The organism is Bradyrhizobium sp. Pha-3 (genome assembly GCF_042258325.1).
GTDB classification, from domain to species: Bacteria; Pseudomonadota; Alphaproteobacteria; order Rhizobiales; family Xanthobacteraceae; genus Bradyrhizobium; species Bradyrhizobium elkanii.
On record NZ_CP170151.1, the window covers coordinates 6,337,625 to 6,358,372 of the forward strand.

Annotated in this window: 18 protein-coding genes and 2 pseudogenes; 13 read left to right on the plus strand and 7 right to left on the minus strand. The window is 62.2% G+C overall.

Annotated elements, in window-relative coordinates; all coding sequences use genetic code 11:
• Positions 1-330 precede the first annotated feature (330 nt).
• The 9 genes and pseudogenes from ACE10X_RS30130 to ACE10X_RS30170 all read left to right on the plus strand — a co-directional run bounded on the left by ACE10X_RS30130 (position 331) and on the right by ACE10X_RS30170 (position 7,959).
• On the plus strand, positions 331-555 hold the full coding sequence (locus tag ACE10X_RS30130) for a hypothetical protein (protein WP_157788086.1): 225 nt from the start codon (positions 331-333) through the stop codon (positions 553-555).
• 537 nt (positions 556-1,092) lie between these two features.
• Entirely contained in the window at positions 1,093-2,367 is a 1,275-nt protein-coding gene (locus tag ACE10X_RS30135; protein ID WP_209910710.1) for a beta-propeller fold lactonase family protein, read from the plus strand.
• A 390-nt stretch (positions 2,368-2,757) separates the two neighbouring features.
• A pseudogene (locus ACE10X_RS30140) lies at positions 2,758-2,823 on the plus strand (hypothetical protein); the annotation flags it as partial.
• Between the two features lie 125 nt (positions 2,824-2,948).
• Positions 2,949-3,143, plus strand: a complete 195-nt coding sequence (locus ACE10X_RS30145; protein WP_038387005.1) for a DUF3606 domain-containing protein — start codon at positions 2,949-2,951, stop codon at positions 3,141-3,143.
• 1,102 nt (positions 3,144-4,245) lie between these two features.
• A complete protein-coding gene (locus ACE10X_RS30150; protein WP_375763288.1) occupies positions 4,246-4,566 on the plus strand; it encodes a hypothetical protein in 321 nt (106 codons plus the stop codon).
• Positions 4,567-4,580: 14 nt separating this feature from the next.
• Complete coding sequence (locus ACE10X_RS30155; RefSeq protein WP_080583494.1) at positions 4,581-5,210, plus strand: hypothetical protein; 630 nt, start codon at positions 4,581-4,583, stop codon at positions 5,208-5,210.
• Positions 5,211-5,573: 363 nt separating this feature from the next.
• Entirely contained in the window at positions 5,574-6,005 is a 432-nt protein-coding gene (locus tag ACE10X_RS30160; RefSeq protein ID WP_375762907.1) for a transposase, read from the plus strand.
• Positions 6,002-6,358: an IS66 family insertion sequence element accessory protein TnpB gene (gene tnpB / locus ACE10X_RS30165; RefSeq protein ID WP_063980520.1), complete on the plus strand. Its 357-nt coding sequence runs from the start codon at positions 6,002-6,004 to the stop codon at positions 6,356-6,358. Before ACE10X_RS30160 ends, tnpB begins: the two co-directional genes overlap by 4 nt.
• A gap of 122 nt (positions 6,359-6,480) precedes the next feature.
• Positions 6,481-7,959 carry an IS66 family transposase gene (locus ACE10X_RS30170; protein WP_375764599.1) on the plus strand — a complete coding sequence of 493 codons (1,479 nt, stop codon included), beginning with the start codon at positions 6,481-6,483 and terminating at the stop codon, positions 7,957-7,959.
• A 272-nt stretch (positions 7,960-8,231) separates the two neighbouring features.
• Here the strand turns inward: ACE10X_RS30170 and ACE10X_RS30175 are convergent, their stop codons facing one another.
• Complete coding sequence (locus ACE10X_RS30175) at positions 8,232-8,657, minus strand: MgtC/SapB family protein (protein ID WP_038387019.1); 426 nt, start codon at positions 8,655-8,657, stop codon at positions 8,232-8,234.
• 1,207 nt (positions 8,658-9,864) lie between these two features.
• On the opposite strand from ACE10X_RS30175, the gene ACE10X_RS30180 reads away from it, so the two are divergent.
• Both ACE10X_RS30180 and ACE10X_RS30185 read left to right on the plus strand, forming a co-directional pair.
• On the plus strand, positions 9,865-11,655 hold the full coding sequence (locus ACE10X_RS30180; protein ID WP_375763289.1) for a thiamine pyrophosphate-requiring protein: 1,791 nt from the start codon (positions 9,865-9,867) through the stop codon (positions 11,653-11,655).
• 12 nt (positions 11,656-11,667) lie between these two features.
• Positions 11,668-12,456 (plus strand): SCO family protein, encoded by a 789-nt coding sequence (locus tag ACE10X_RS30185; protein ID WP_209910704.1) that lies wholly within the window; start codon positions 11,668-11,670, stop codon positions 12,454-12,456.
• A gap of 107 nt (positions 12,457-12,563) precedes the next feature.
• Here the strand turns inward: ACE10X_RS30185 and ACE10X_RS30190 are convergent, their stop codons facing one another.
• The 5 genes from ACE10X_RS30190 to ACE10X_RS30210 are packed head-to-tail and all read right to left on the minus strand — an operon-like array spanning position 12,564 to position 18,489.
• Positions 12,564-13,496: a hypothetical protein gene (locus tag ACE10X_RS30190; RefSeq protein WP_375763290.1), complete on the minus strand. Its 933-nt coding sequence runs from the start codon at positions 13,494-13,496 to the stop codon at positions 12,564-12,566.
• Positions 13,493-14,020, minus strand: a complete 528-nt coding sequence (locus tag ACE10X_RS30195) for a c-type cytochrome (RefSeq protein WP_375763291.1) — start codon at positions 14,018-14,020, stop codon at positions 13,493-13,495. Before ACE10X_RS30195 ends, ACE10X_RS30190 begins: the two co-directional genes overlap by 4 nt.
• Positions 14,017-14,547, minus strand: a complete 531-nt coding sequence (locus ACE10X_RS30200; RefSeq protein ID WP_209910695.1) for a DUF3341 domain-containing protein — start codon at positions 14,545-14,547, stop codon at positions 14,017-14,019. Before ACE10X_RS30200 ends, ACE10X_RS30195 begins: the two co-directional genes overlap by 4 nt.
• Positions 14,540-15,895 (minus strand): NrfD/PsrC family molybdoenzyme membrane anchor subunit, encoded by a 1,356-nt coding sequence (nrfD, locus tag ACE10X_RS30205; protein WP_209910692.1) that lies wholly within the window; start codon positions 15,893-15,895, stop codon positions 14,540-14,542. Before nrfD ends, ACE10X_RS30200 begins: the two co-directional genes overlap by 8 nt.
• Complete coding sequence (locus ACE10X_RS30210; RefSeq protein ID WP_375763292.1) at positions 15,892-18,489, minus strand: 4Fe-4S dicluster domain-containing protein; 2,598 nt, start codon at positions 18,487-18,489, stop codon at positions 15,892-15,894. Before ACE10X_RS30210 ends, nrfD begins: the two co-directional genes overlap by 4 nt.
• Before the next feature lie 7 nt (positions 18,490-18,496).
• On the opposite strand from ACE10X_RS30210, the pseudogene ligD reads away from it, so the two are divergent.
• Positions 18,497-19,240, plus strand: a pseudogene (gene ligD / locus ACE10X_RS30215) (non-homologous end-joining DNA ligase); the annotation flags it as partial.
• Between the two features lie 77 nt (positions 19,241-19,317).
• Positions 19,318-20,424 (plus strand): DNA topoisomerase IB, encoded by a 1,107-nt coding sequence (locus ACE10X_RS30220; protein ID WP_038387010.1) that lies wholly within the window; start codon positions 19,318-19,320, stop codon positions 20,422-20,424.
• Here ACE10X_RS30220 and ACE10X_RS30225 read toward each other — a convergent pair.
• On the minus strand, positions 20,415-20,747 hold the full coding sequence (locus ACE10X_RS30225) for a hypothetical protein (protein ID WP_038387011.1): 333 nt from the start codon (positions 20,745-20,747) through the stop codon (positions 20,415-20,417). The genes ACE10X_RS30220 and ACE10X_RS30225 overlap by 10 nt on opposite strands.
• Position 20,748 lies beyond the last annotated feature (1 nt).

The window sequence follows — 20,748 nt, forward strand, 5'->3', positions numbered from 1 at the left end:
CCGGTGCCGGATTAACAATAACCCCGTAACCTGCTGGTACCTAGCACATTCGGAACCCGTCGTATTCCTTCGTAAGAGCGGCGACGGTAACGAGCTTCCGCTCCACGTTGCAGGCAATGCACACGGGTGACGACATGGCGTCTTTCCCTTCGCAATCGGAGCAAAGGCGCAAGCAGCTTGCGGGACGGTATTGCTACGGTCTAAGAAATCGTCAGTGCCCCGCAGCGCAATTGGCTCGCGCTATCGTTTAATTCTGGACGACGTATCGAGGCCTCGCTAGCGTGTCGCTCTACCTAACCTCCGTTTGGTGAATTGCTCGGGAGGTCAATCATGTTCATTGCAGATCGGTTTGACAGTCGAACGGTCGCCATTCTGGACCTCGCGCTGGAAGCGGCCTGTCAGCATCTGCCGAAAGGCACCGACGATCACAAGGCCCGGTGTTACATCGCGCGCCGGATCATCAAATGGGCCGAGAAGGGCGATCATACCCTTGAGGGCCTATCCGAAGCTGCGCGAGCAGCGGCGTTGGAATTAACAGCAAAACGTGCTGCCTAGCGTCGCCAGCGTCTCTACCATGGGAGGTGGCCGCGCAGCGTTAGCAACTCCTCCACGAGCGAAGCATTCTCCAGTGCTCTCAATCCTCCTCGAAAGGTCGTCGGCCGTAAGCCGGCGGCCCTTTCGTGCACCACGAGGATATATACGGTGTTCCTCAGATTAAACACAGGAAGTGTGCGGCTATCGCCCCAGGAGCTTCGCCAGGCACTGCATCCGGGCGAATTCGTTCGGTTTACCGCTCGGCTCGCAATGACGACTGGCTGAAGGTGAAGGCCGTTCAACGGGAGAAATTTCCGGTGGTCGGGTTTGTGAAGGACCCGACAGGTGTGGCCGCGCTCTATCTCGGTAAGAAGGAGGGCCGAGACCTGGTGTATATGGGCAAGGTTGGCATTGGTCGCGCACCGTGCCCCCAATTTGGAAGCTTGAATCACAGGGGGCTGGCCAGACGCAACCTTCCGAGCAGGCACCGGTTGGACGCGAGCGATTAGTCGATGTTGAGGGCCGAGCATCAGACGATCTATGATATGGTGACGTGACATGGCGTACTTCTCAGCATTGGGACGCCCCACCATGATCAACCGTCGGACGTTCGGTGCCTTCCTCGCTGGCACGCTCGCAGCGCCCCGGACATCATGGGCTCAACCAAGGAAACGAGCAGCCGTTTTCTATGCCAGCGTCGGGCCTGTGCTCACTCTCTACCACGTAGACGTTGAAGGCAGTGAGCTCGCCAAGCAGGGTTCGCTAACACTGCCCGCGAATGTGCAATATGCTTGGCCCCATCCCTCGGCCAACATTCTCTACGTAGCGTGGAGCAACGGCGGTCCTGGGGTGGCCGGCGACAAGCACGGTGCGAGCGCGTTGAGCATCGATCCCAATACCGGAGCGCTGCAGCCGCATGGAGCTTCTCCCGCGCTGCGATCGCGCCCGCTGCACATCAGTATCGACAGGTCTGGCAGGCATGCCCTGATCGCCCACAACGATCCGAGCGGCATCACCGTGCATCGGATCAATCAGGATGGAACCATTGGAGACGAGGTGAAACAGGTAGCGGCTCTGGACGTCGGAATCTTTGCACACCAGATCCGCGTAATGGCTTCCGGCAAAGCGGCGATTCTCGTTACCCGCGGCAACGATCCCGTTGCCGGCAAACCGGAAGATCCCGGTGCGCTCAAGATTTTCGGTTTCGAGGACGGCCAACTCACGAACCGGGCGTCGATCGCTCCAGGGGGTGGCTACGGCTTCGGGCCGCGACATCTCGACTTTCATCCGACGCAGCCCTGGGTGTACGTCTCGCTGGAGCGCCAGAACAAGCTCGACGTCTTCAAGCTGCAGAACGACAGCCTCGATCCGCAGCCAATCTTCCGCAAGGATACTTTGGCCGAACCGGGCAATATCCGGCCCCGCCAGTACGCTGGCACGGTTCATGTGCACCCGGACGGACGTTCTGTCTATGTGGCCAATCGGTCCGACGCCATGACCGATTTCGAAGGCAAGCAGGTTTACCTCGGTGGCGAGAACAACATCGCCGTATTTGCCATCGACGCCGGCACGGGCGAGCCGACACTTATTCAGACCCTGGACTCGCACGGCTTCCATCCGCGGACTTTCGCCCTCGACCCTAGCGGTCGCATGCTGGTCGCCGCCAACATCACGGCGCGACTGGTGCGTGACGGAGATCAAGTGCGACTGCAACCGGCCACGCTCGCCGCTTACCTGGTCGGTACTGATGGCAAGCTCGCGTTCGTACGCTCCTATGATGTCGCGACGGGTGGCAGCTACCAGTTCTGGAGCGGAATGGTCGTGTTACAGTAGTGGGCGAAGACTAGCTTGTCGCTGGCCGCGGGCTGAATGCCACTGGGCGCCTGCAATCCGGCGAGATCGTCGTGTTCATCATCTTAAGCGATGAAGACCACCGCACCCTAGGTCGGCAAGGCTCGCCTGCCGCGGGTCGTTTATTGGACCCGCATGAGTCTGCTTGTGGCCCATCGCGACATACTGCGCTGCCGCACGAACTTGGTCGCTATAGGAGCAAAGCGACGTAGTCACCAGTCACATGAGGCCCCGGGTTTATAGGTACACGACCTAGCCAAATCCGTAATCAGCTCGATACGGTCGTTAGTCCGAAGTCTAGGCTGACCAAGCCGATCAGGAAACACCCGGACAGCGACATGGGTTGAGCCGAAGTTCTGCGCGGACGTTCAGTACCGGGATATTACGTCCGAAGGGTTACTGCGGGCCAGCTCGTTCAAAGGTCTGTTGAAGCGTTAGTAGGAACCAGCTCTGGGACAGCGACGTTACTTCAGCGAAACTGTCACTTTTGCAAACCGTCCGGCCATAGCGCTACCTTCGGACCAAAGCACAAGCCGTAACATTTTTATTCTGGGATAGAGCCAATGCCGGACAACTTAACCAACCGCGTCCAGCCTGATCGCTCGAAAATTAACATGCACGAGCCATACGAGGTGAAGTATTGGACCCATGCACTTGGTGTGTCGAAGGATGACCTTCAGAAGGCCGTCGAAAAGGTCGGCAACTCCGCTGCTGCGGTCCGTAAGGAATTGGGACTGCCCGACAAAGCTCAAGAATGACCAAACCCAACCGTCCAATCAGCTTCGGCCTAGGTTGGGTTTGCGAAAACCATCCACATCTGTCGTGGATGGCAGATGCGCATGGCTGTCAGTGCGGTGCTGGCATGCCTTGCTAGTGCAATAGTGCGGATGGAATCGATGAGCTTGACGTGAGCAAGGTCATAGAGCAACCCGAGTAGAATTCGTCTCGGTCGTCAGGGCGATCAAAGAGCTACGCTGATATTCGGACTTACCGACGAGCTAGGAAGGCACCTAGCAAGAATGCAACAGCAAGGGACTGAAGTGGAGCTGCCCGGGTCGCTTCACTCAAAGAATGCACCCATCGATCATGCTGTGGCAACTGTTGTGACGCGTCGTCTTCGGCCATCCGCCGGACCGCTTGTGACGCTCGGTCTATTCGCTGTTCGGGCGTGGCAGTAGGTGCATCAGAGCTTTCGTCAGCCATGTGGCAAGCCTCCTCGGGTCGGTCGCACACCAAACGGACTTCTTGCATGGGTGCTAACGCCAGGTGAATGTCGACTGTTCCTAGGTTGCGCCGTCCGTTCGGGCTGATAACTCGAACGCGGCCCTGAGGAGGCTGTCGGATAAGGGCCGTTGGCGGAACGGCCAAGTCCGATGGTGATCGCCTGTACTGGTTCTGGCAATTGTTTAGCATGTGGCCACAACCCGCCAGAGAGATTAGGCTCGCCCAGTTTCACTTGTCCCGCTACAGAAGGCGGCCCCGACGGTGGTTAGCTAGTTCCTAAGCGACCACAAGCCAACTCACATAGATGATTTGATTTCGACGACGAACGATACCCGGGGCATCCCAAGAGCCTTTACTAGACACATCACTAGACACATCCCAATGACAAGAGAGCAGCGCCTTCGCGAGAATGACGCAAGCCGGCAAGGACCTGTTCGCCTTCGCTTCCCAGGGGACGGACCAACCATAACTTGCGGCACCGCCCAACTGCTGCGCGAAAAATCAGAACTGATCTATTAACATGCGATAATTCAAAAGCGACGAAGCCAGCCTGCCTGCGGTTGAGTAACGCACTTAGCAACCAATCGAATTGATGTTCATTTGTCCTCGGCAATTACCCAACCAGAGGACAAAAAGATGTTGCGAGTCTTTGCTATCATATCCACGGCAGTTCTGCTGAGCTCAGCGCCTGTCTCGGCACAAACGCCACCAGCGCAGAGCGGCCCAAACAATAGCGCCGTCAATCGTTCGGGTGAAAACAACTCGAATGCACGCGTGGCCGGCCGAAATAGCTTTACCGAGGGACAAGCGAAGTCACAAATCGAAGCTGCCGGTTATTCCGGCGTTTCCGACCTCAAGAAGGACGATAATGGCGTCTGGAGAGGAAAGGCCACCAAGGGAGGCAAGCAGACCGAAGTCAGCCTGGACTTCCAGGGCAATGTGAACCCGGCGAACTAGAAAGGAAGACCAGCATGACAACTACAATTTCTCGCCTCTATGACAACTATGGCGACGCTGAGCGTGTCGTCCAGCAACTCGAGCAGAGCGGGGTCCCCTCCTCCGACATCAGCGTCATCGCAAACAATGGGGAAGGCTGGCACGGCCGGGATAGTAAAGTTGATCGAGACCGCGACGGGGTTGACGACCGAGCAGAAGGAGCAGGCGCAGGTGCGGGCATCGGCGCAGGTCTGGGCGGAGCCGCAGGATTGCTCGCTGGCCTCGGCTTGCTCGCAATTCCTGGCCTCGGCCCGGTCGTCGCCGCTGGATGGCTCGTCTCCACCGCGGCCGGTGCTGCCGCAGGCGCCGCAACGGGCGGCATCATCGGCGCGTTGACTCAAGCGGGCGTTCCGGAAGAGGAAGCCTCGCGATATGCCGAGGGCGTGCGTCGCGGCGGAACACTCGTCTGTGCACGTGTCAACGAACAGGATCGTGCTCGAGCAGAGGCTGTGCTCGATCAATCGTCAGTCGACGTCAGCAAGCGCACAGCGGCATGGCAGCAGTCCGGATGGAAGGGCTTTGATCCTGCGGCACAGCCACTCAGCAGCGACCAGCTCCAACGCGAGCGCGAACTCTATGGCGAAGGAACCGGAATAGGTCGCTGACGCGCGAACCTCGTTTCCCAATTCGCCGACCGAAGGCCTCGACGTATGTCTCCTCAGCGTCGGGGCCTTTTCGCTGCAGTAGGAGGAAGGATCTCAAACATGTCCTGTTTTCCAGTCTGTTCTTTAAAAACGGGAGAAGGAAACGACCAAATGAAAATCGCAAAACTCGCCTTGGCCACCGCGTTCATGGCCGGCTCAATTGCTGCAGCCAGCGCAGGGCGGCGGTGGTGGTGGTGGCAGTGGCGGCGGAAATTCACCGGCCGCGACCACCGGTCAGGGGTAAGCGTCGTTCCGCTCCCACCTTCTCGCGGCACATGGGATAGGCGAGTTTCACGATCTCTTTGAAGGGATCGGCTTGTGTCTATGTTTGACCATACGCTTAAGTCGGACGTGACGGCGCGCCGGCTGGAAGTGATCACGGAGACGGGACGCCGTCGTTGGTTCTCCAAGGACGAGAAGGCCCGGATCGTCGAGGAGACGCTGGTACCAGGCGCGGTCGTTTCCGAGATTGCCCGGCGACACGGGCTGACCCCACAACAAGTGTTCACCTGGCGCCGGCAAGCACGCCGGTTGCCGACGCCGATGGCTGACGATCCGCCGTTTGTACCGGCGGTGGTAGACGCCATGGTACCGGCCGTGGCTGTTGGCCATGAGCGCAAGACAGCGCGACGCAAGGCCAAGCCGGATGTCGAGGGCATCGAGATCGAAGCCGAAGGCGTCACTATCCGGGTCGGCCGAGGCGCCGACGTGACGATGATTGCGGCCATCGTCCATGCGCTGAAGGCAAGCCGGTGATCGGCCCGTCCGGAACTGTCCGGGTGATGGTGGCAACCAAGCCGGTCGACTTCCGCAAGGGAATGGAGGGGCTTGCGATGTTGGTACGCGAGCACATGAAGGCCGATCCGTTCTCGGGTGCTGTTTATGTGTTCCGTGCCAAGCGGGCAGACCGGATCAAGCTGATCTTCTGGGATGGTACGGGTTTGTGCCTGTTCGCCAAGCGGCTCGAGGAAGGCGTCTTCCGCTGGCCGAAGATCGAGGATGGCGTGATGCGTTTGTCGGCGGCGGAATTGTCGGCGCTGCTCGAAGGACTTGATTGGCGGCGTGTCCACGCGGCACGGGAGACGGTCGTGCCGACGCAAGCCGGATAATTGTGGGCCGCGCTGCGGCGAAGTGAATCAGGGGCATCGAGCACGTCGTCAGGCGGGCGCGAATATGCTCTGATTTGCCTGTGAGCGATAACCTTCCTGATGATCCCGAGACGCTGAAGGCGATGCTGCTTGCCGAGCGGCACGAGAGCGAGCGGCTGCGCCAGATCATCAAGGAGTTGCAGCGTCATCGCTTTGGCCGGAAGGCAGAGTCGCTTCCCGAGGAGCAGATGCTGCTCGGTCTCGAGGACGTCGAGCAGGTTGCGGCCTGTACGGAAGCCAGCCAAGACGAGACAGCTCCGGAAGGCCGGGCGGAGCGCGCACGCAAGCGCCGCAACAATCGCGGAGCACTACCGGCGCATCTGCCGCGGATCGAGGTCGTGGTCGACCTCGATGCCAAGACCTGCCCCTGCTGCAAGGGCGACCTGCACCAGATCGGCGAAGACAAGAGCGAGCGGCTGGACATGGTGCCGGCGCAGTTCCGCGTTGTCGTCACCCGACGTCCCAAATACGCCTGCCGAGCCTGCGAAGATGGCGTCCTGCAGGCCGAGGCTCCGGCCCGGTTGATCGAGGGCGGACTGCCGACGGAGGCAACCGTCGCCCAGGTTCTGGTGTCCAAATATGCCGATCATCTGCCGCTCTACCGGCAGGCCCAGATCTATGCCCGCCAGGGCATCGCTCTCGATCGATCGACACTGGCGGACTGGGTTGGGCATGCCGCCTTCCATCTGCGCCCGCTGCATGAGCGCCTTCTCACGGTGCTTCGAGCGAGGTCCAAGCTGTTCGCCGACGAGACGACGGTGCCGGTGCTCGATCCCGGTCGAGGGCGTACCAAGACCGGCCAGCTCTGGGCCTATGCCGCCGACGACAGGCCCTGGGGCGGCCTTGATCCGCCCGGCATCGCCTATGTCTATGCACCCGACCGCAAAGCCGAGCGGCTGTTCAGCCATCTTGCCGGCTTCAAGGGCGTCCTGCAGGTCGATGGCTACAACGCCTACCCAAAGCTTGCCGGACGTGGCGAGGTCGAACTCGCCTTCTGCTGGGTGCACATGCGGCGCAACTTCTACGAACTCGCGACAGCCGGCCCCGCTCCGATCGCGAGCGAGGCGCTGAAGCACATCGCCGCATTCTATGCGATCGAGAAGGAGATCCGCGGCCGCAGCGCGGAGGAGCGTCGCCTCGTGCGGCAGCAGAAGAGCCGACCACTGGCCGATGCCTTCGAGGTATGGCTGCGCACCAAGCTGGCTCTCATCAGCCAGAAGATCAAGCTCGCCGAGGCCATCCGCTACGCCCTCTCGCGCTGGCAAGGCTTAACGCGCTTCATCGATGACGGCCGCATCGAACTCGACAACAATACTGTCGAACGATCAATCCGTGGTATCAAGCTCAGTCGCAAGAACGCGCTGTTTGCCGGATCCGACGGCGGTGCCGAACATTGGGCTGTGGTCGCGTCCCTGGTCGAGACTTGCAAGCTCAACGACGTCGATCCGCTCGCCTATCTCACCGACGTCCTGACCAAAATCATCAACGGGCATCCAAACCGCGACATCGACCAGCTACTGCCCTGGGCCTACCGCGCTCAAGCCCTCAAAGCCGTGGCCTGAGAACGACGCTTACGGTCAGGGCGCGTCCAGCACTCCCAGCGCTGCGAATCCCGGCGCGACCCAGAATGACCCGAAACTGAAGGAAGGTACGACGGACAAGAGTGGCGCGATGTCGAAGGATCACATGAAGAAATAAACCGCGGCTCGGAAGTAAAGCAGCGCTCCCAGCTGCCTTACTGGGCCGCTACTTTTGCTTCCTGACGACCGCGTCCGACGTGGCCGGTGGCGCCGATCCATCCCAGATTCTTCGCGAAGGCCGAGCCTTAAAGATGTCACTGAGGGTCGTCCTCTTCCTTAACGAGGGTTAGCAACCGGAGGGTCAGGAAGGTGAACAGCGCGATCGTCACCGCGACGTCGTAGCTGCCGAGCCCGACCGAGACTCCGGTCGCGCCGGTCGCCCACAGGCTGGCGGCGGTCGCGGTACCCTGTACCATATTGCCCTGCTTAAGGATCGCGCCGCCGCCGATGAAGCCGATGCCGGTGATTAGACCTTCGATGACCTTCGCCATCCCGTCGGGCGAGTGCGCCAGCAGGTGTTCGCTGGCCTGGACGAAGCCGCAGCTCGCCAGCGCGACCAGCGGAAAAGTGCGCAGCCCCGCACTACGCGCCCGCTTCTCCCGGTCCCATCCAATCGGCACAGCGAGCGCAAACGCTGCCGCCAGCGTGACGAAATGAATGCCTATCTCGAATCTGTTCAAGGCAGTGCCTGCATGAAAGCCAGGCGCCATTAGATCAAGCAGCCGGCACCTCGGCAATGCGGCGTAAGGTTTCAGCCCGTAGGCGTCAGGGGCTGAGAGACCAAGTGCGCTCCGCCCGCATATAGAACGGAGGCGCGCCGCCACTGGTCCGCTTCGATTTCCCTTTCACAGGATGCAGGTTCACCGTCTGGAGCAGGCTCAAAGCGAACGACGCATTGCTGAACAAGAGGAACGGATTGGGAGGATGGCCAGCCGGGGCCAGAACGCAACGGAACTTGAAGGACACTGGATAGCTTCTACGCAAGTCAGACGCTATTCATTCAGCACCGGAACGACATCCGAACAGCCGGGAGAGTGAGCCGCCAACGTTGGCGTCCTTCTCTAAACCCACCGTATGAACTAACGTCTTCCGGCGCCACATTCGAAACATCGAATTTTCGGTGCAGGAAAAGTCGACCATAGCTAAATGCCGTTCGGTTTCAGCTTTGGGCTACAAGTGAATACTAGTAATTTGGGCTCACAGGCGTGTCCGACCTGAATCTCTCCGTCCTTCCTGTGCTGAGGCTCGCGCCAAGGCAGCGCCGCCTCAACGCCTCCATCCAGGATTAGTTGCGCTTCGGCAATGGAAGGTGCACGGCCCGCGCAAGCTGGAGGGACCATGAGGCCGAAGATGTCCCCCGCGTGCTGGCGGGCCGCACTCGCTCGTAATCCTGGTGGACCGGGGCTGAGGGGCGATCCCCGGAAGTAACGCCGCGGAGGGACACCCATCCGCAGGGTCTTCGAGAAGGTCGTGTTCAGGTATCTGCGGATCGCGCCTTCGAGGTCGAGGCTCTTGAGTTGATCTTCCTCGAGGCAAAGCTGCTGGTCGCCCAGCGCTCTCGCCAACGCCTCGCGCACAAGCACGTTCTCGGACTCGAAGTGCGGAGAGAAGGCTCCTTTCATCAGGCCGAACTCGCCATAATCTCCGCAATCCCGTTGCGGAGATGACGTTCATAGGAACCCTGCCTACCGCGAAAAGTTGGCTCTCCAATCTAATGGGCAACCGCATGTCGCCGCGGATCCTCATACGTTCGGTGACCATTGCACCTGCCAACTTCTTCTCCGATGCCGTCTCCTACTTGAGGGGCGGATCGCTTTGGAACGGCTGCCAATCCCCGCCGTTCACTGCTCATATTCAATTTTCGGGATATGCACCGGGATATGCACGATGTCCAAGACCGTTGGCGATTTCGTAGTGCAGCGCCTCCAGGATTGGGGCGTGCGGCATCTCTTCGGTTATCCCGGCGATGGCATCAATGGCGTGTTCGGTGCGCTCAATCGCGCCGAAAGCAAGATCGATTTCATCCAGGCGCGCCACGAGGAGATGGCGGCGTTCATGGCGTGTGCCTATGCCAAATTTTCCGGCCGCCTTGGCGTCTGCGTCGCGACGTCGGGCCCCGGCGCCTCCCACCTGATCACCGGTCTGTATGACGCAATGCTCGACCATCAGCCGGTGCTCGCCATCGTGGGCCAGCAGGCGCGGAACGCGCTGGGCGGGCAGTATCAGCAGGAGCTCGACCTGGTCTCGATGTTCAAGGACGTCGCCGGCGCGTACGTCGCGCAGGCCTCCTCGCCCGCTCAGGTCCGCCATCTGATCGACCGTGCCGCGCGCATTGCCCTCGCCCAGCGTACCGTGACCGCGCTGATCCTGCCGAATGATCTGCAGGAACAGGATTACGAGGATCCGCCCCGCGCGCACGGCACGCTGCGATCCGGCGTCGGATACACTCCGCCGAGGATCGTTCCGGCGGAGGCCGAACTCGATCGCGCCGCCGACATTCTCAACGCCGGCAAGAAGGTCGCCATGCTCGTCGGCGCCGGCGCACTTGGCGCGACCAATGCGGTCGCCTCCGTCGCCGACCGGCTGTCGGCCGGATGCGCCAAGGCGTTGCTCGGCAAGGCCGTGTTGCCCGACGACCTGCCATGGGTGACGGGCTCGATCGGCTTGCTCGGCACCGAGCCGAGCTACGACCTGATGATGGAGTGCGACACGCTCTTGATGATCGGTTCAGCGTTTCCCTATTCCGAGTTCCTGCCCAAGGAGGTCCAGGCCCGCGGCGTCCAGATCGACATCGACGCCAGCATGCTCTCGATCCGCTTTCCGATGGAGATTGGCCTCGTGGGCGACGCCGCGGAGACGCTGCGCGCGCTGCTTCCGCGCCTGAAGCAGAACAGCGACGGCAGCTGGCGAAAGACGATCGAGGACAATGTCCGGGCCTGGTGGAAGACATTGCAGGATCGTGCACACCAGCCGGCCAAGCCGGTCAATCCTCAGCGCGTGACATGGGAGCTGTCGCCGCGCATTCCCGATCGCGCGATCATCACCAGCGATTCCGGCTCCTGCGCCAACTGGTTTGCCCGTGATCTGAAGATGCGTCCCGGCCTCAACGCCTCGCTGTCGGGCGGCCTGGCATCGATGGGCGCGGCCGTTCCCTACGCAATCGCCGCCAAATATGCAGCGCCCGATCGTCCCGTCATTGCGCTGGTTGGCGACGGCGCCATGCAGATGAACAACATGGCCGAGCTTATCACGGTCGCCAAATACTGGCGCGACTGGAGCGACCACCGCTGGATTGTCTGCGTCTTCAACAATGAAGATCTCAACCAAGTGACATGGGAACAGCGCATCATCAATGCCGATCCCAAGTTCGAGGCATCGCACCGCATCCCCAGCGTGTCTTATTCGCGTTTCGCCGACCTGAGCGGGCTGCGGGGGATTTATGTCGACGACCCCGCACAGCTCGGCTCGGCCTGGGAGCAGGCGCTCGCGAGCGACATTCCGGTGGTGCTGGAAGTCAAGACAGATCCGGAAGTGCCCCCGCTACCGCCGCATATCACGCTCGAGCAAGCCAAGAACTTCTCGATCGCGCTTGCCAAGGGCGACCCGAACGAAGTCGGCGTCATCCGCGGCGCAGCGCGTCAGCTGCTCGAGACGGTCTTGCCCGGCAAGGAGAAATGAAGGCCAGGAGCGATGCATCGCCAGTTGATGCTTGCCGTCTGTTTGGTCTGCGCAGCACTGGCGCCGGCGCGCGCCGAGTTGACCAGGTCCGATCTCGCCGGGGTCGAGGCATCGCCCCGGCCCGGCGCCGTGCTACCGCTGAGCGTCCGCTTGCGGGACGAAAACGGCGTCGCACGGCCGATCCGGCAATGGGTTGCCGGCGGGCCAAGCGTGTGGGTCTTCGCAGGTTTCACCTGCGATACGTTGTGCGGCCCGGTGGTCAGCACCATCTCCGATGCGCTCCGGCAGTCCGGCCTGCGTCCCGGTCAGGACTTCGATCTGAACGTCGTGAGCTTCGACCCGCAGGATACCGCGGAGAACGCGAAGGAGATGAAGCAGGCGCAAGTCGGCCTCGAAGCGCTGGGCGACGCCACCCACGTCCTGCGCGGAGATGCCGGCGATATCGCGGCACTGACACGAGCATTCGGATTTGAAGCCGTCTACGACCGCGACAAGGACCGCTACGCGCATCCCGCAGCCGCCTTTGTCGTCACGGCCGACGGTCGCATTGCGCGCGCCCTGCCCGGTCTCGGGCTCGATCCCGCCAATCTGCGCCTGGCGCTGGTCGAGGCCGGTCAAGGCCGCATTGGCGGATGGACCGATCATGTCAGGCTGATGTGCTACGGGTTTGATCCCGCAAGCGGTCTCTACACGCTCGCGGTCGGTCGCCTGCTCAAGGCGACCGGTCTTGCGACCTTGGTCTTGCTCGGCGTGCTCATCGTCGCTCTGCTTCGGCGCGAACGCGAGGTGGCGCGAAGTTGAGCCATCTGCCATGGCGCGGGCGGAACGCTACGCCCCAGGCCAATACCCCCATAAGCAGGGCGAGCGCGGTCACCAGCATGATGCCGGCGAGCCAGCCGTGGAGGCCATCAATGGCAGGGAATGCCAGGACCGAAGCCTCGCAAATCCGCATCGCGAGCGTGAGGGCGCATAGTCCGAGCAGCCAACGGATCGGCGCGGATGCGGTGACTGAGCAGCGCGAAGAACGGAAACACGAGCTGGCCGACGGCCAGGAGCGACAGGACGAACTGCCAGCCGTTCGACGAGCGATCGATGTACCAGGCCACCTCGTCCGGAATGTTGGCCGACCAGATGACGATGTATTGCATGGCGTGCAGATAGGCCCAGAGCAGGATCGTCGACAACAGCAGCGCGCTGTAGCCGCCGGCTCGCCTTATGCCGCACAGCAGAAGTCCAAGGCCGATGGCGCCGGCGACGCCGTCCAGTAGCACCATACCGAGATACAGCAGGCCATAAATCGATGAATGGAACTGCGGCTCCAGCGCTTCGATCCAATCCACACCGGCGAACGACACGGAGATCGCGTAGACGATCAGTCCACCGCACGCCGTCCTCGCCGTGCGATCCCGGTCCGGCCAGGCCGCCCGCAACTTCAGGGCAAGCCAGGTCCAGACGATGAAATAAACCACCGTTCGCGCCGCCACGAACCACGGAGCGAGATAGACCGCCTTGAAGGCCGGTAGCGCCGCGTGAGGTCCGGCCGCAGGATAGAGCGTAGCGAGGTCGAGCAGGACCGGCAGGAAGAGCACGCCGAAAATAGGAAGGGTGGCGCAGATCGCCGTCATTGCCGGCTGCAGTTCCTCCGTCCACGCCCGCCGCACCAGATAGCTCGTCATGAGCACGCCGAGCGTCCCGATCGGAACCGCACTGACTGCGATCCAGGCCACGAGATAGGCCGCGGCGGTCGAACGATGGTCCGCGAACGCACCAGCAACCAGCATGCCGGCCGCGCCGACCACGGCAATCATCAAACGGCGATCGCGCAGGTCGCGTCCGATCATGGTTGTTCCACAAGCTTGCCGCGCGGGCCGGCGGGCACATCGTCGATCGACGCATGACGACTGAACTGCAGCGCGCGAATATAGGCAACGATCGCCCAGCGATCCCGCGACGGCACGCGCGCGCCATAGGAATACATCGCGCCGTAGCCGTTGCTGACAACGTCGAAGAGATGCTGATCTTCGGCGTTCCGCAGCCGCTCGGCATGGTAATTGGTCGGCCGCGGCATGCCGCGCTCGACGATGATGCCGTTGCCGTCCCCATTGGCGCCGTGGCACGGCGAGCAGAAGATGTCGAAGCGCTGACGGCCCCGCTCCAGCAACGCCGCTGTCAATGGCGGCTTGGTCCGCACAGCGGCCTGTTCCGCCAGCGCGTCGCGGTCGACCGCGCCCGCTGGCGGTTTGCGCAATGCGCTGCCGCGAAACAGCGGCGCGCGGCTGTACTCACTGTAACGAGGCTGCGCGTCCATGTTTTGGTCGCACCCGGCGAGCAGCAAGGCCGACGCAAGAAGCCATGCGCCCTTCATGACGACACGAGCTCCACTGACAGCGCCCCAGCGCTCTGCAGGAAAGCCGCCGTCTTATCGGAATCGAACGCTGCGTCCTCGGCCAGCACGCACAGAAAGAACCGGTCCTTGCTGGCGCGGGCGACATGACGGGCGTTGAAGATCGGATGATTGAGCCGCGGCAGGCCGTTTTGCCAGAGCATGGCGATGATCATCGCGAGTGCCGACACCAGGATCGTCAGTTCGAACACCACGACGGCGAAAGCCGAGAGTGCGTAGAGTGGCCGCCCTCCGACATCGAGCGGATAGTCGTAATTCACATAGAGTTGCATCAGCAGCGCGATGGCAGCGCCCGCGAGACCGCCAACGAGACCAACGATGGAAAGCCGGGGCGTCGGCAGCCGCAGGACTCTCGCCAGCCCCTCGACGGGAAACGGCGTGAACGCATCGAGCTTGCGATAGCCCGCCTCGCGGGCCTTGCGCGCGGCCGCGAGCAGCGCCTCTGGGGTAGCGAACTCGCCGAGCAGGCCGAAGGAGTGCTCAGCCATGAGGCTCCTCCTGCTCCTTGTGCAACAGCTCCTCGGTCTCAAAGATCGAAATCATGGGAATGAAGCGGATCGCAAGCAGGAACGGCACCAGAAACAGACCGATCGTGCCGAGATAAGTCGACCAGTCCCAGAAGGTCGGGGTGAACGCGCCCCAGGACGACACCAGGAAGTCGCGGTAGAGGCTGGTGACGAGGATCATGTAACGCTCCAGCCACATTCCGATCACGGCCGAGATGGAGATCGACAGCAGCATCCAGCCTCTGCGCCGCACCGAACGCCACCACAGCCCCTGCAGCGGAATGAAATTGAAGACGACCGCGCCCCAATAAGTCCAGGCATAGGCACCGGTGAGCCGGTCCGACAGCGTCTGCATCTCGTGCGCTCCACCGGAGAAGAGCGCGTCGAAGACTTCGAAAAGGTAACCGTAGCCTGTCATCAGGCCGCACGCGAGCAGCACCTTGCCGAGTACATCGAGATGGTCATCGGTGACCAGATTGCCGAGACCGAACAGGGACCGCAGCGCGATCGCGATGATTGCGACCACCGCAAAGCCCGAGAAGGCCGCACCGAGCACGAAGTACGGCGGAAAGATCGTCGAGTGCCAGCCGGGGATCTGGCCGGCCGCGAACAGCAGCGAGACCTCGCTGTGCACGGACACGACGAGCGGCACCGCAAGCCCCGCTGTGAGGCGATAGGCCTGCGACCAGCGCTGCCAATGCGCGGCCGAGCCGCGCCAACCGAGCGACGTGATGCCAAAGAAGATCTGCCAGCCGCGCTTCCTCGACCGGTCGCGCGCGGCGGCGAGGTCTGGAATGAGGCCGGTGTACCAGAACGCCAGCGATACGGTCAGATAGGTCAAGACCGCCCAGATGTCCCATTCCAGCGGGCTGCGAAACTGCGGCCATACCCCCATCGTCGCGGGGTAGGGAAACATCCAGTACAGATACCAGGGACGGCCGAGATGCAGCACCGGATAGATGCCGGCGCAGATCACCGCGAACAGCGTCATGGTCTCGGCAAAACGATTGAGCGAATTACGCCATTCGCTGCCAGTCAGCAGCAGCAACGCCGAGATCAACGTTCCGGCGTGACCGATGCCCAGCCACCAGACGTAATTGTGAATCGCGAACGCCCAGTTGACGGGGATATTGATGCCCCAGATGCCGACGCCGCGGGTGAACAGCGCGGTTGTGGAGATCACAAGGAGGAGCAGCAGCGCCGATGCGATGATCATCGCAATCCACCAGCGCCGGCGCGCCGGGAAATGTAGGGGAATGCCGGTGAGCTGATCGCTGACCCGCCCGAGGCTCTGGTCGTGCGGCAGGATATCGGCGGTGCGATCGGTCATCCCTGGCCTTCCGGGGGTTTCCAGCGTGCCAGATAGGTCGTGCGCGGTCGCGTCCCCTGCTCTTCCAGCAACACGTAATGCCGTCCGTCACCGCGCAGGCGCGACACCTCGGAGTCGGGATTCCTGATATCCCCGAACACGATCGCCTTGGTCGGACACGCGCTCTGGCAGGCGGTCACCACCTCGCCGTCGCGGATCGGCCGGTTCTCCTTGTCGGCCGCGACATGCGCGGCCTCAATCCGCTGCGTGCAATAGGTGCACTTCTCCATCACGCCGCGCGAGCGCACCGTGACGTCCGGATTGTGTGCAGCATGTTCCGGCGCATCGGACGCAGGGCGATAGTCGAAGAAGTTGAAGCGGCGCACCTTGTAGGGGCAGTAGCTCGAGCAAGTCCGGGTGCCGATGCAGCGGTTGTAGACCATCTGGTTGACGCCCTCCGGACTGTGCGTCGTGGCGTGAACCGGACAGCCCATCTCGCAGGGGGCCTGCTCGCAATGCATGCAGGGCACCGGCTGGAAGAAACTGCGCGGCTCCTCGACGTCGCCGGCATAGTAGCGCGCAATCCGCAGCCAATGCATTTCGCGGCCGACCTTGACCTGCTCGCTGCCGACGACCGGCACGTTGTTCTCGGCCGTACAAGCGGCCACACACGCATTGCATCCGATGCAGACATCGAGGTCGATCACCATGCCCCAGGCGTTTTGCGCCGAAGGCTTTGGCGGATAGAGGCTCGGTTGCGACCTCTCGTGCTTGGGATGATCGGTGTCGGCTAGATTGACTTCACGGATGAAGTCGAAGCCCTCCATGCGGTGATGCAGTTGCGTGACGGCCAGCGTCTCGCGGGTTCCCAGCTTGTGCAGGCTGCCCTTGGTCTGCCAGGGCTGGTCGATCGGTTGGACCTCATAGGCATTGTAGCCGAGACCATCGCCAACCCGACCCGCTTTGCTCCGGCCGTAGCCGAGCGTGAGCGCGACCGTGTTCGGGGCCTGGCCCGGCAGGACCCACACAGGTCCCGTGATCGATCGATCCCGGACCCTAATCCTGACATGATCGCCATTGGTCAGATCCTTTCGCATGGCCAGCGCCGGACCGATTGAAATCACATTGCCCCAAGTCAGCGTGGTGAGCGGCTTCGGCAACTCCTGCAGCCAGGCATTGTTGGCGAAACTGCCGTCCCAGATCGTCGGATCGGGCCGAAAGACAGTATCCAGTCCGTCATCCGGCAGCGGCGGGACAATGGCGGTTGCCGCCGCGCGGATGTTCGGTGGGGCCGTCCTCTGCTCCGGGACATAGCCGTCATGCAGGCAACGCGTCCACTTCGTCTCGAAATCGTCGCCAAGCGCCGCGCGCCACGTGTCCCGAACCGGCGCTTCCGGCAACGGGTCCATATCTCCCAGCAGCAACGCAATGACGTGATGAACGGTGCGGACGTCGTAGAGGGGGGTAATCGTGGGCTGGATGATAGTGGCCGTTCCATCGATCGAGCGAGCATCGCTCCAACTCTCCAGCGTATGCGTCAATGGCAGATGCCATTCGCAAAGCGCCCCTGTCTCGTCCCGATGGATGCCGAGATGGACCGAGGATTTGACCTTCGCGATAGCGTCCCTGAAAGCCAGCCACGCCGACGCAGTATAGGCCGGGTTGGCGTCAATGATGACAAGCGTTTCTACAGCGCCGCCGCGAATGTCGCTCACCAAATCGCTCAACCTCTTGGCGTTCGCGACATTGGGGGCAGGCGCCGCAGCGCCGAGCAGCGCATTCGCGCCGAGCACCTCGTTAGTTCGCGCCACCCAGGACGCTGTCGCGTCGTCGCCGAAGCGGCTACAGGTCACGAGCGCTCGGCCACGCGCGGACCGGCACGCATGGACTGCGCGATCGAGCCATCGTTGCTCCTTCGCCGAAAGATCAGGTTTTGCCGCGCCGGCAACGCCATATGAATTGGCGAGTCCTTGGGCGATGAGCCAGGTGCGCGAGGCATCGACCGCCACCCTCGCCTCGGCCATCGCTCCTGTCGTGGACGGCAAGGCCTCCGCCATGTACAGCGCAAGTCCAGGCTTGTCGGCGGTGCGATGTCGCGCCGCCGACCAGGCGCGCGCGTTGGCGACCTGGTCAGGTCCCGCTCCCAAGAAATCATCATCGAGACTGACGACGACCTCGCAGTTCTCGAATTGTGGGCGAAGTTGCAGCGGCTGGCCATAGGCCGCTCTCGTGGAATCGAGCCATCGTCCGCCGCCAACCGCGGCGTGCTCATAGATCTGGGCCTTGGGAAACTCGCGAACCAGAGCTTCAATCTGGCGAATGAGCGTCGGCGAAGTCGAATGACCCAGCAACAATGCGAGCCCCTCGCCCTGGCTTTGCGCCCACTGCTGACGCAACAGGCCGATGTGATGCTGCACGTCGTTCCACGTCACCGGCTCGCCGCGGCGGTTAGGTGCTTGCGCGCGATCCGGATCGTAGAGATCGAGCACGGCGGCCTGCATGAATACGTCGCTGCGGCCCTGTGTCGCCGGATGGTCCGGATTGCCGTCCAGCTTGGTTGGCCGACCGGAATAGGTCGTCACAATGACCGGCTGGGCATAGCCATCCAGCGTCACCGCCGACGCCAAGGCGCTCGAAGGCGTGAAGGGTGACGCGGTGATCGACGGCGAGCTCGTCGCCATCGGAGAGGACGGCGTTTCGCACTTTCAACTTCTGCAGAATGCATTGCGTCATGAAGCGAAACTCCTGTATTGCGCATTCGACCTGATGTTCATGGGTGGCGAGGACCTGCGCAAATTGCCGCTGCTCGAACGCAAGAAGCGACTCAAGGCAATCCTTCCGCGCAACAAGCTGATCGCGTTTAGCAACCACCGCAAAGGCAGCGGAAAGAAGTTTTTCGCGGAGGCCGAACGTAAGCGCCTCGAAGGCATGATTGCCAAGCGCGCCGACAGTCCGTACGCGTCCGGCAGCCGGACCGCCGATTGGCTGAAGGTGAAGACCGCGCAGCGGCAGAAGGTCGTGATCGCAGGCTTCACGGCGCCCCGGCGGACACGGCCGTTCTTCGGCGCTCTCGTCCTTTCGGTGCGGGAAGACGGCGGATGGCGGTACATCGGGCACGTCGGCACCGGCTTCAGCCACCAGACCCTGGAAGAGCTCCATGGAAAGCTCGTGAAGTTAAAGGCGGCAAAGTCGCCCTTCCCTGTCAAGGTAAAAGACGAGCACGTCACGACCTGGGTTCGGCCGTCTCTGGTCGCCGAGGTCAAATTTGCGGAGTGGACCAGCAAGGGCGAACTGCGCCAGCCCGGGTACCTCGGCCTTCGCGCGAACGGCCGCGGGTGCGAGCGCGGTGATGATGCGTTTCCGTAGGCCGCTGGGAACCAAAACACCGATCGGACCTTTCCTGTCGGAGGCCTCGGATTCTCGGCTTACGGCAAGGACGAACGATGCTGCGGGAGAGTAAGGACGAAGAGCTACTGGCCCGTACGGCCGATGTCGCCGCTGCCATTGCGGAGGAAGGCTTGCGATACGTGAGCGACGCGACGCCGGGCTACCGCCGAAGGCGGACGGGGACTTCGTTCACTTACCACGACAAAGACGGCAAGCGAATCATCGACAAGGCGGTCATCCGCCGTATCAAATCGATCGGCATCCCTCCGGCGTATGAGTGCGTATGGATATGCCCATCTCCCAACGGCCACATCCAGGCGACCGGAGTGGACGCGCGCGGGCGTAAGCAGTACCGGTACCACCCGAAATGGCGGGAGCTTCGGGAGCAGAACAAGTACGAGCACATCATGCAGTTCGCGGCGGCGTTGCCGCCCCTGCGTGCCCGTGTCGTATCGGACATGAAGCTGGATGGCCTTCCCCGCGATAAGGTACTGGCGACTATCGTGAGTCTACTCGAAAAGACGCTCATCCGCGTCGGCAACGCCGAATACGCCGAGAAGAACAAATCGTACGGGCTCACCACAATGCGGCGTAAGCACGTGGCGATCGGCCCAGGCGTGCTGCGCTTCGACTTCACCGGCAAGTCGGGCAAGCAATGGAAGCTTCAGGTCGAGGACAGACGCATCGCTGCCATCGTGAAGCGTTGCGCAGAAATACCGGGGCACGAACTCTTCAAGTATCTCGATGACGGCGGGACCTCCCGAATGGTGGATTCCGGCGACGTCAACGGCTACATCAAGGAGATCACGGGACAGGATTTCAGCGCCAAGGACTTTCGGACCTGGGCCGGCACGGTGCTTGCGGCCCTCGCGCTGTCTGAGTTCAAGAAATACGACAGCCAGGCAGAGGCCAAGCGGAACGTCGTCGCAGCCATCGAGAAGGTGTCAAAGCAACTCGGCAATACGCCGGCCATTTGCCGCAAGAGCTATGTCCATCCGGAGATCCTGAGCGCCTACATGTCCGGCGACCTCGTCAAAATGATCGACGCCAAGATTGCGCAGAAGTTCAAGCGCCAATACGGCAAGCTCACTTCGGACGAGATCATGGTCCTCGCCTTCCTCCACAAGCGGCTTCGGACCCTCAAGTCCGCGGATCAGCCATAACGCTTGGTCTTGGCGTACCACGCGGCGTACGGGGTGTTCTTGACGGCGCATCGGTTGTAGTCGGGGGCGCCGTCGTCCCACCACACCGGCCCGCGCTCGCCCAAGCTGCGCTTCGCTTCGTCGACCCTGAGATGAGCTTCCAGTTCGGCGTCGCGATCTCCCGCGCTTTTCGAAACCTTGACGGCCCGCCGTGCATCCATAAGCGCCTTCACGAGACGCGCCTTCTCGCGCGGCCCGATGTCCGGATCGCTCAGGCGCCAGAGCTTTCCTTTCACGACGAAGTAGCGCCCATCCGGGGTGACGGGATGCTTGATGCCGGCCATC

Bases quoted from the DNA above. Each gene is read 5' to 3' on its own strand.
- ACE10X_RS30150 (WP_375763288.1), top strand. From the start codon at position 4,246: ATGTTGCGAGTCTTTGCTATCATATCCACGGCAGTTCTGCTGAGCTCA.
- ACE10X_RS30145 (WP_038387005.1), top strand. From the start codon at position 2,949: ATGCCGGACAACTTAACCAACCGCGTCCAGCCTGATCGCTCGAAAATT.
- ACE10X_RS30220 (WP_038387010.1), top strand. From the start codon at position 19,318: ATGCTGCGGGAGAGTAAGGACGAAGAGCTACTGGCCCGTACGGCCGAT.
- ACE10X_RS30170 (WP_375764599.1), top strand. From the start codon at position 6,481: ATGCTGCTTGCCGAGCGGCACGAGAGCGAGCGGCTGCGCCAGATCATC.
- ACE10X_RS30180 (WP_375763289.1), top strand. From the start codon at position 9,865: ATGTCCAAGACCGTTGGCGATTTCGTAGTGCAGCGCCTCCAGGATTGG.
- ACE10X_RS30195 (WP_375763291.1), bottom strand. From the start codon at position 14,020: ATGAAGGGCGCATGGCTTCTTGCGTCGGCCTTGCTGCTCGCCGGGTGC.
- ACE10X_RS30160 (WP_375762907.1), top strand. From the start codon at position 5,574: ATGTTTGACCATACGCTTAAGTCGGACGTGACGGCGCGCCGGCTGGAA.
- nrfD (WP_209910692.1), bottom strand. From the start codon at position 15,895: ATGACCGATCGCACCGCCGATATCCTGCCGCACGACCAGAGCCTCGGG.
- ACE10X_RS30200 (WP_209910695.1), bottom strand. From the start codon at position 14,547: ATGGCTGAGCACTCCTTCGGCCTGCTCGGCGAGTTCGCTACCCCAGAG.
- ACE10X_RS30135 (WP_209910710.1), top strand. From the start codon at position 1,093: ATGGCGTACTTCTCAGCATTGGGACGCCCCACCATGATCAACCGTCGG.
- ACE10X_RS30155 (WP_080583494.1), top strand. From the start codon at position 4,581: ATGACAACTACAATTTCTCGCCTCTATGACAACTATGGCGACGCTGAG.
- ACE10X_RS30185 (WP_209910704.1), top strand. From the start codon at position 11,668: ATGCATCGCCAGTTGATGCTTGCCGTCTGTTTGGTCTGCGCAGCACTG.
- ACE10X_RS30130 (WP_157788086.1), top strand. From the start codon at position 331: ATGTTCATTGCAGATCGGTTTGACAGTCGAACGGTCGCCATTCTGGAC.
- ACE10X_RS30190 (WP_375763290.1), bottom strand. From the start codon at position 13,496: ATGATCGGACGCGACCTGCGCGATCGCCGTTTGATGATTGCCGTGGTC.
- ACE10X_RS30225 (WP_038387011.1), bottom strand. From the start codon at position 20,747: ATGGCCGGCATCAAGCATCCCGTCACCCCGGATGGGCGCTACTTCGTC.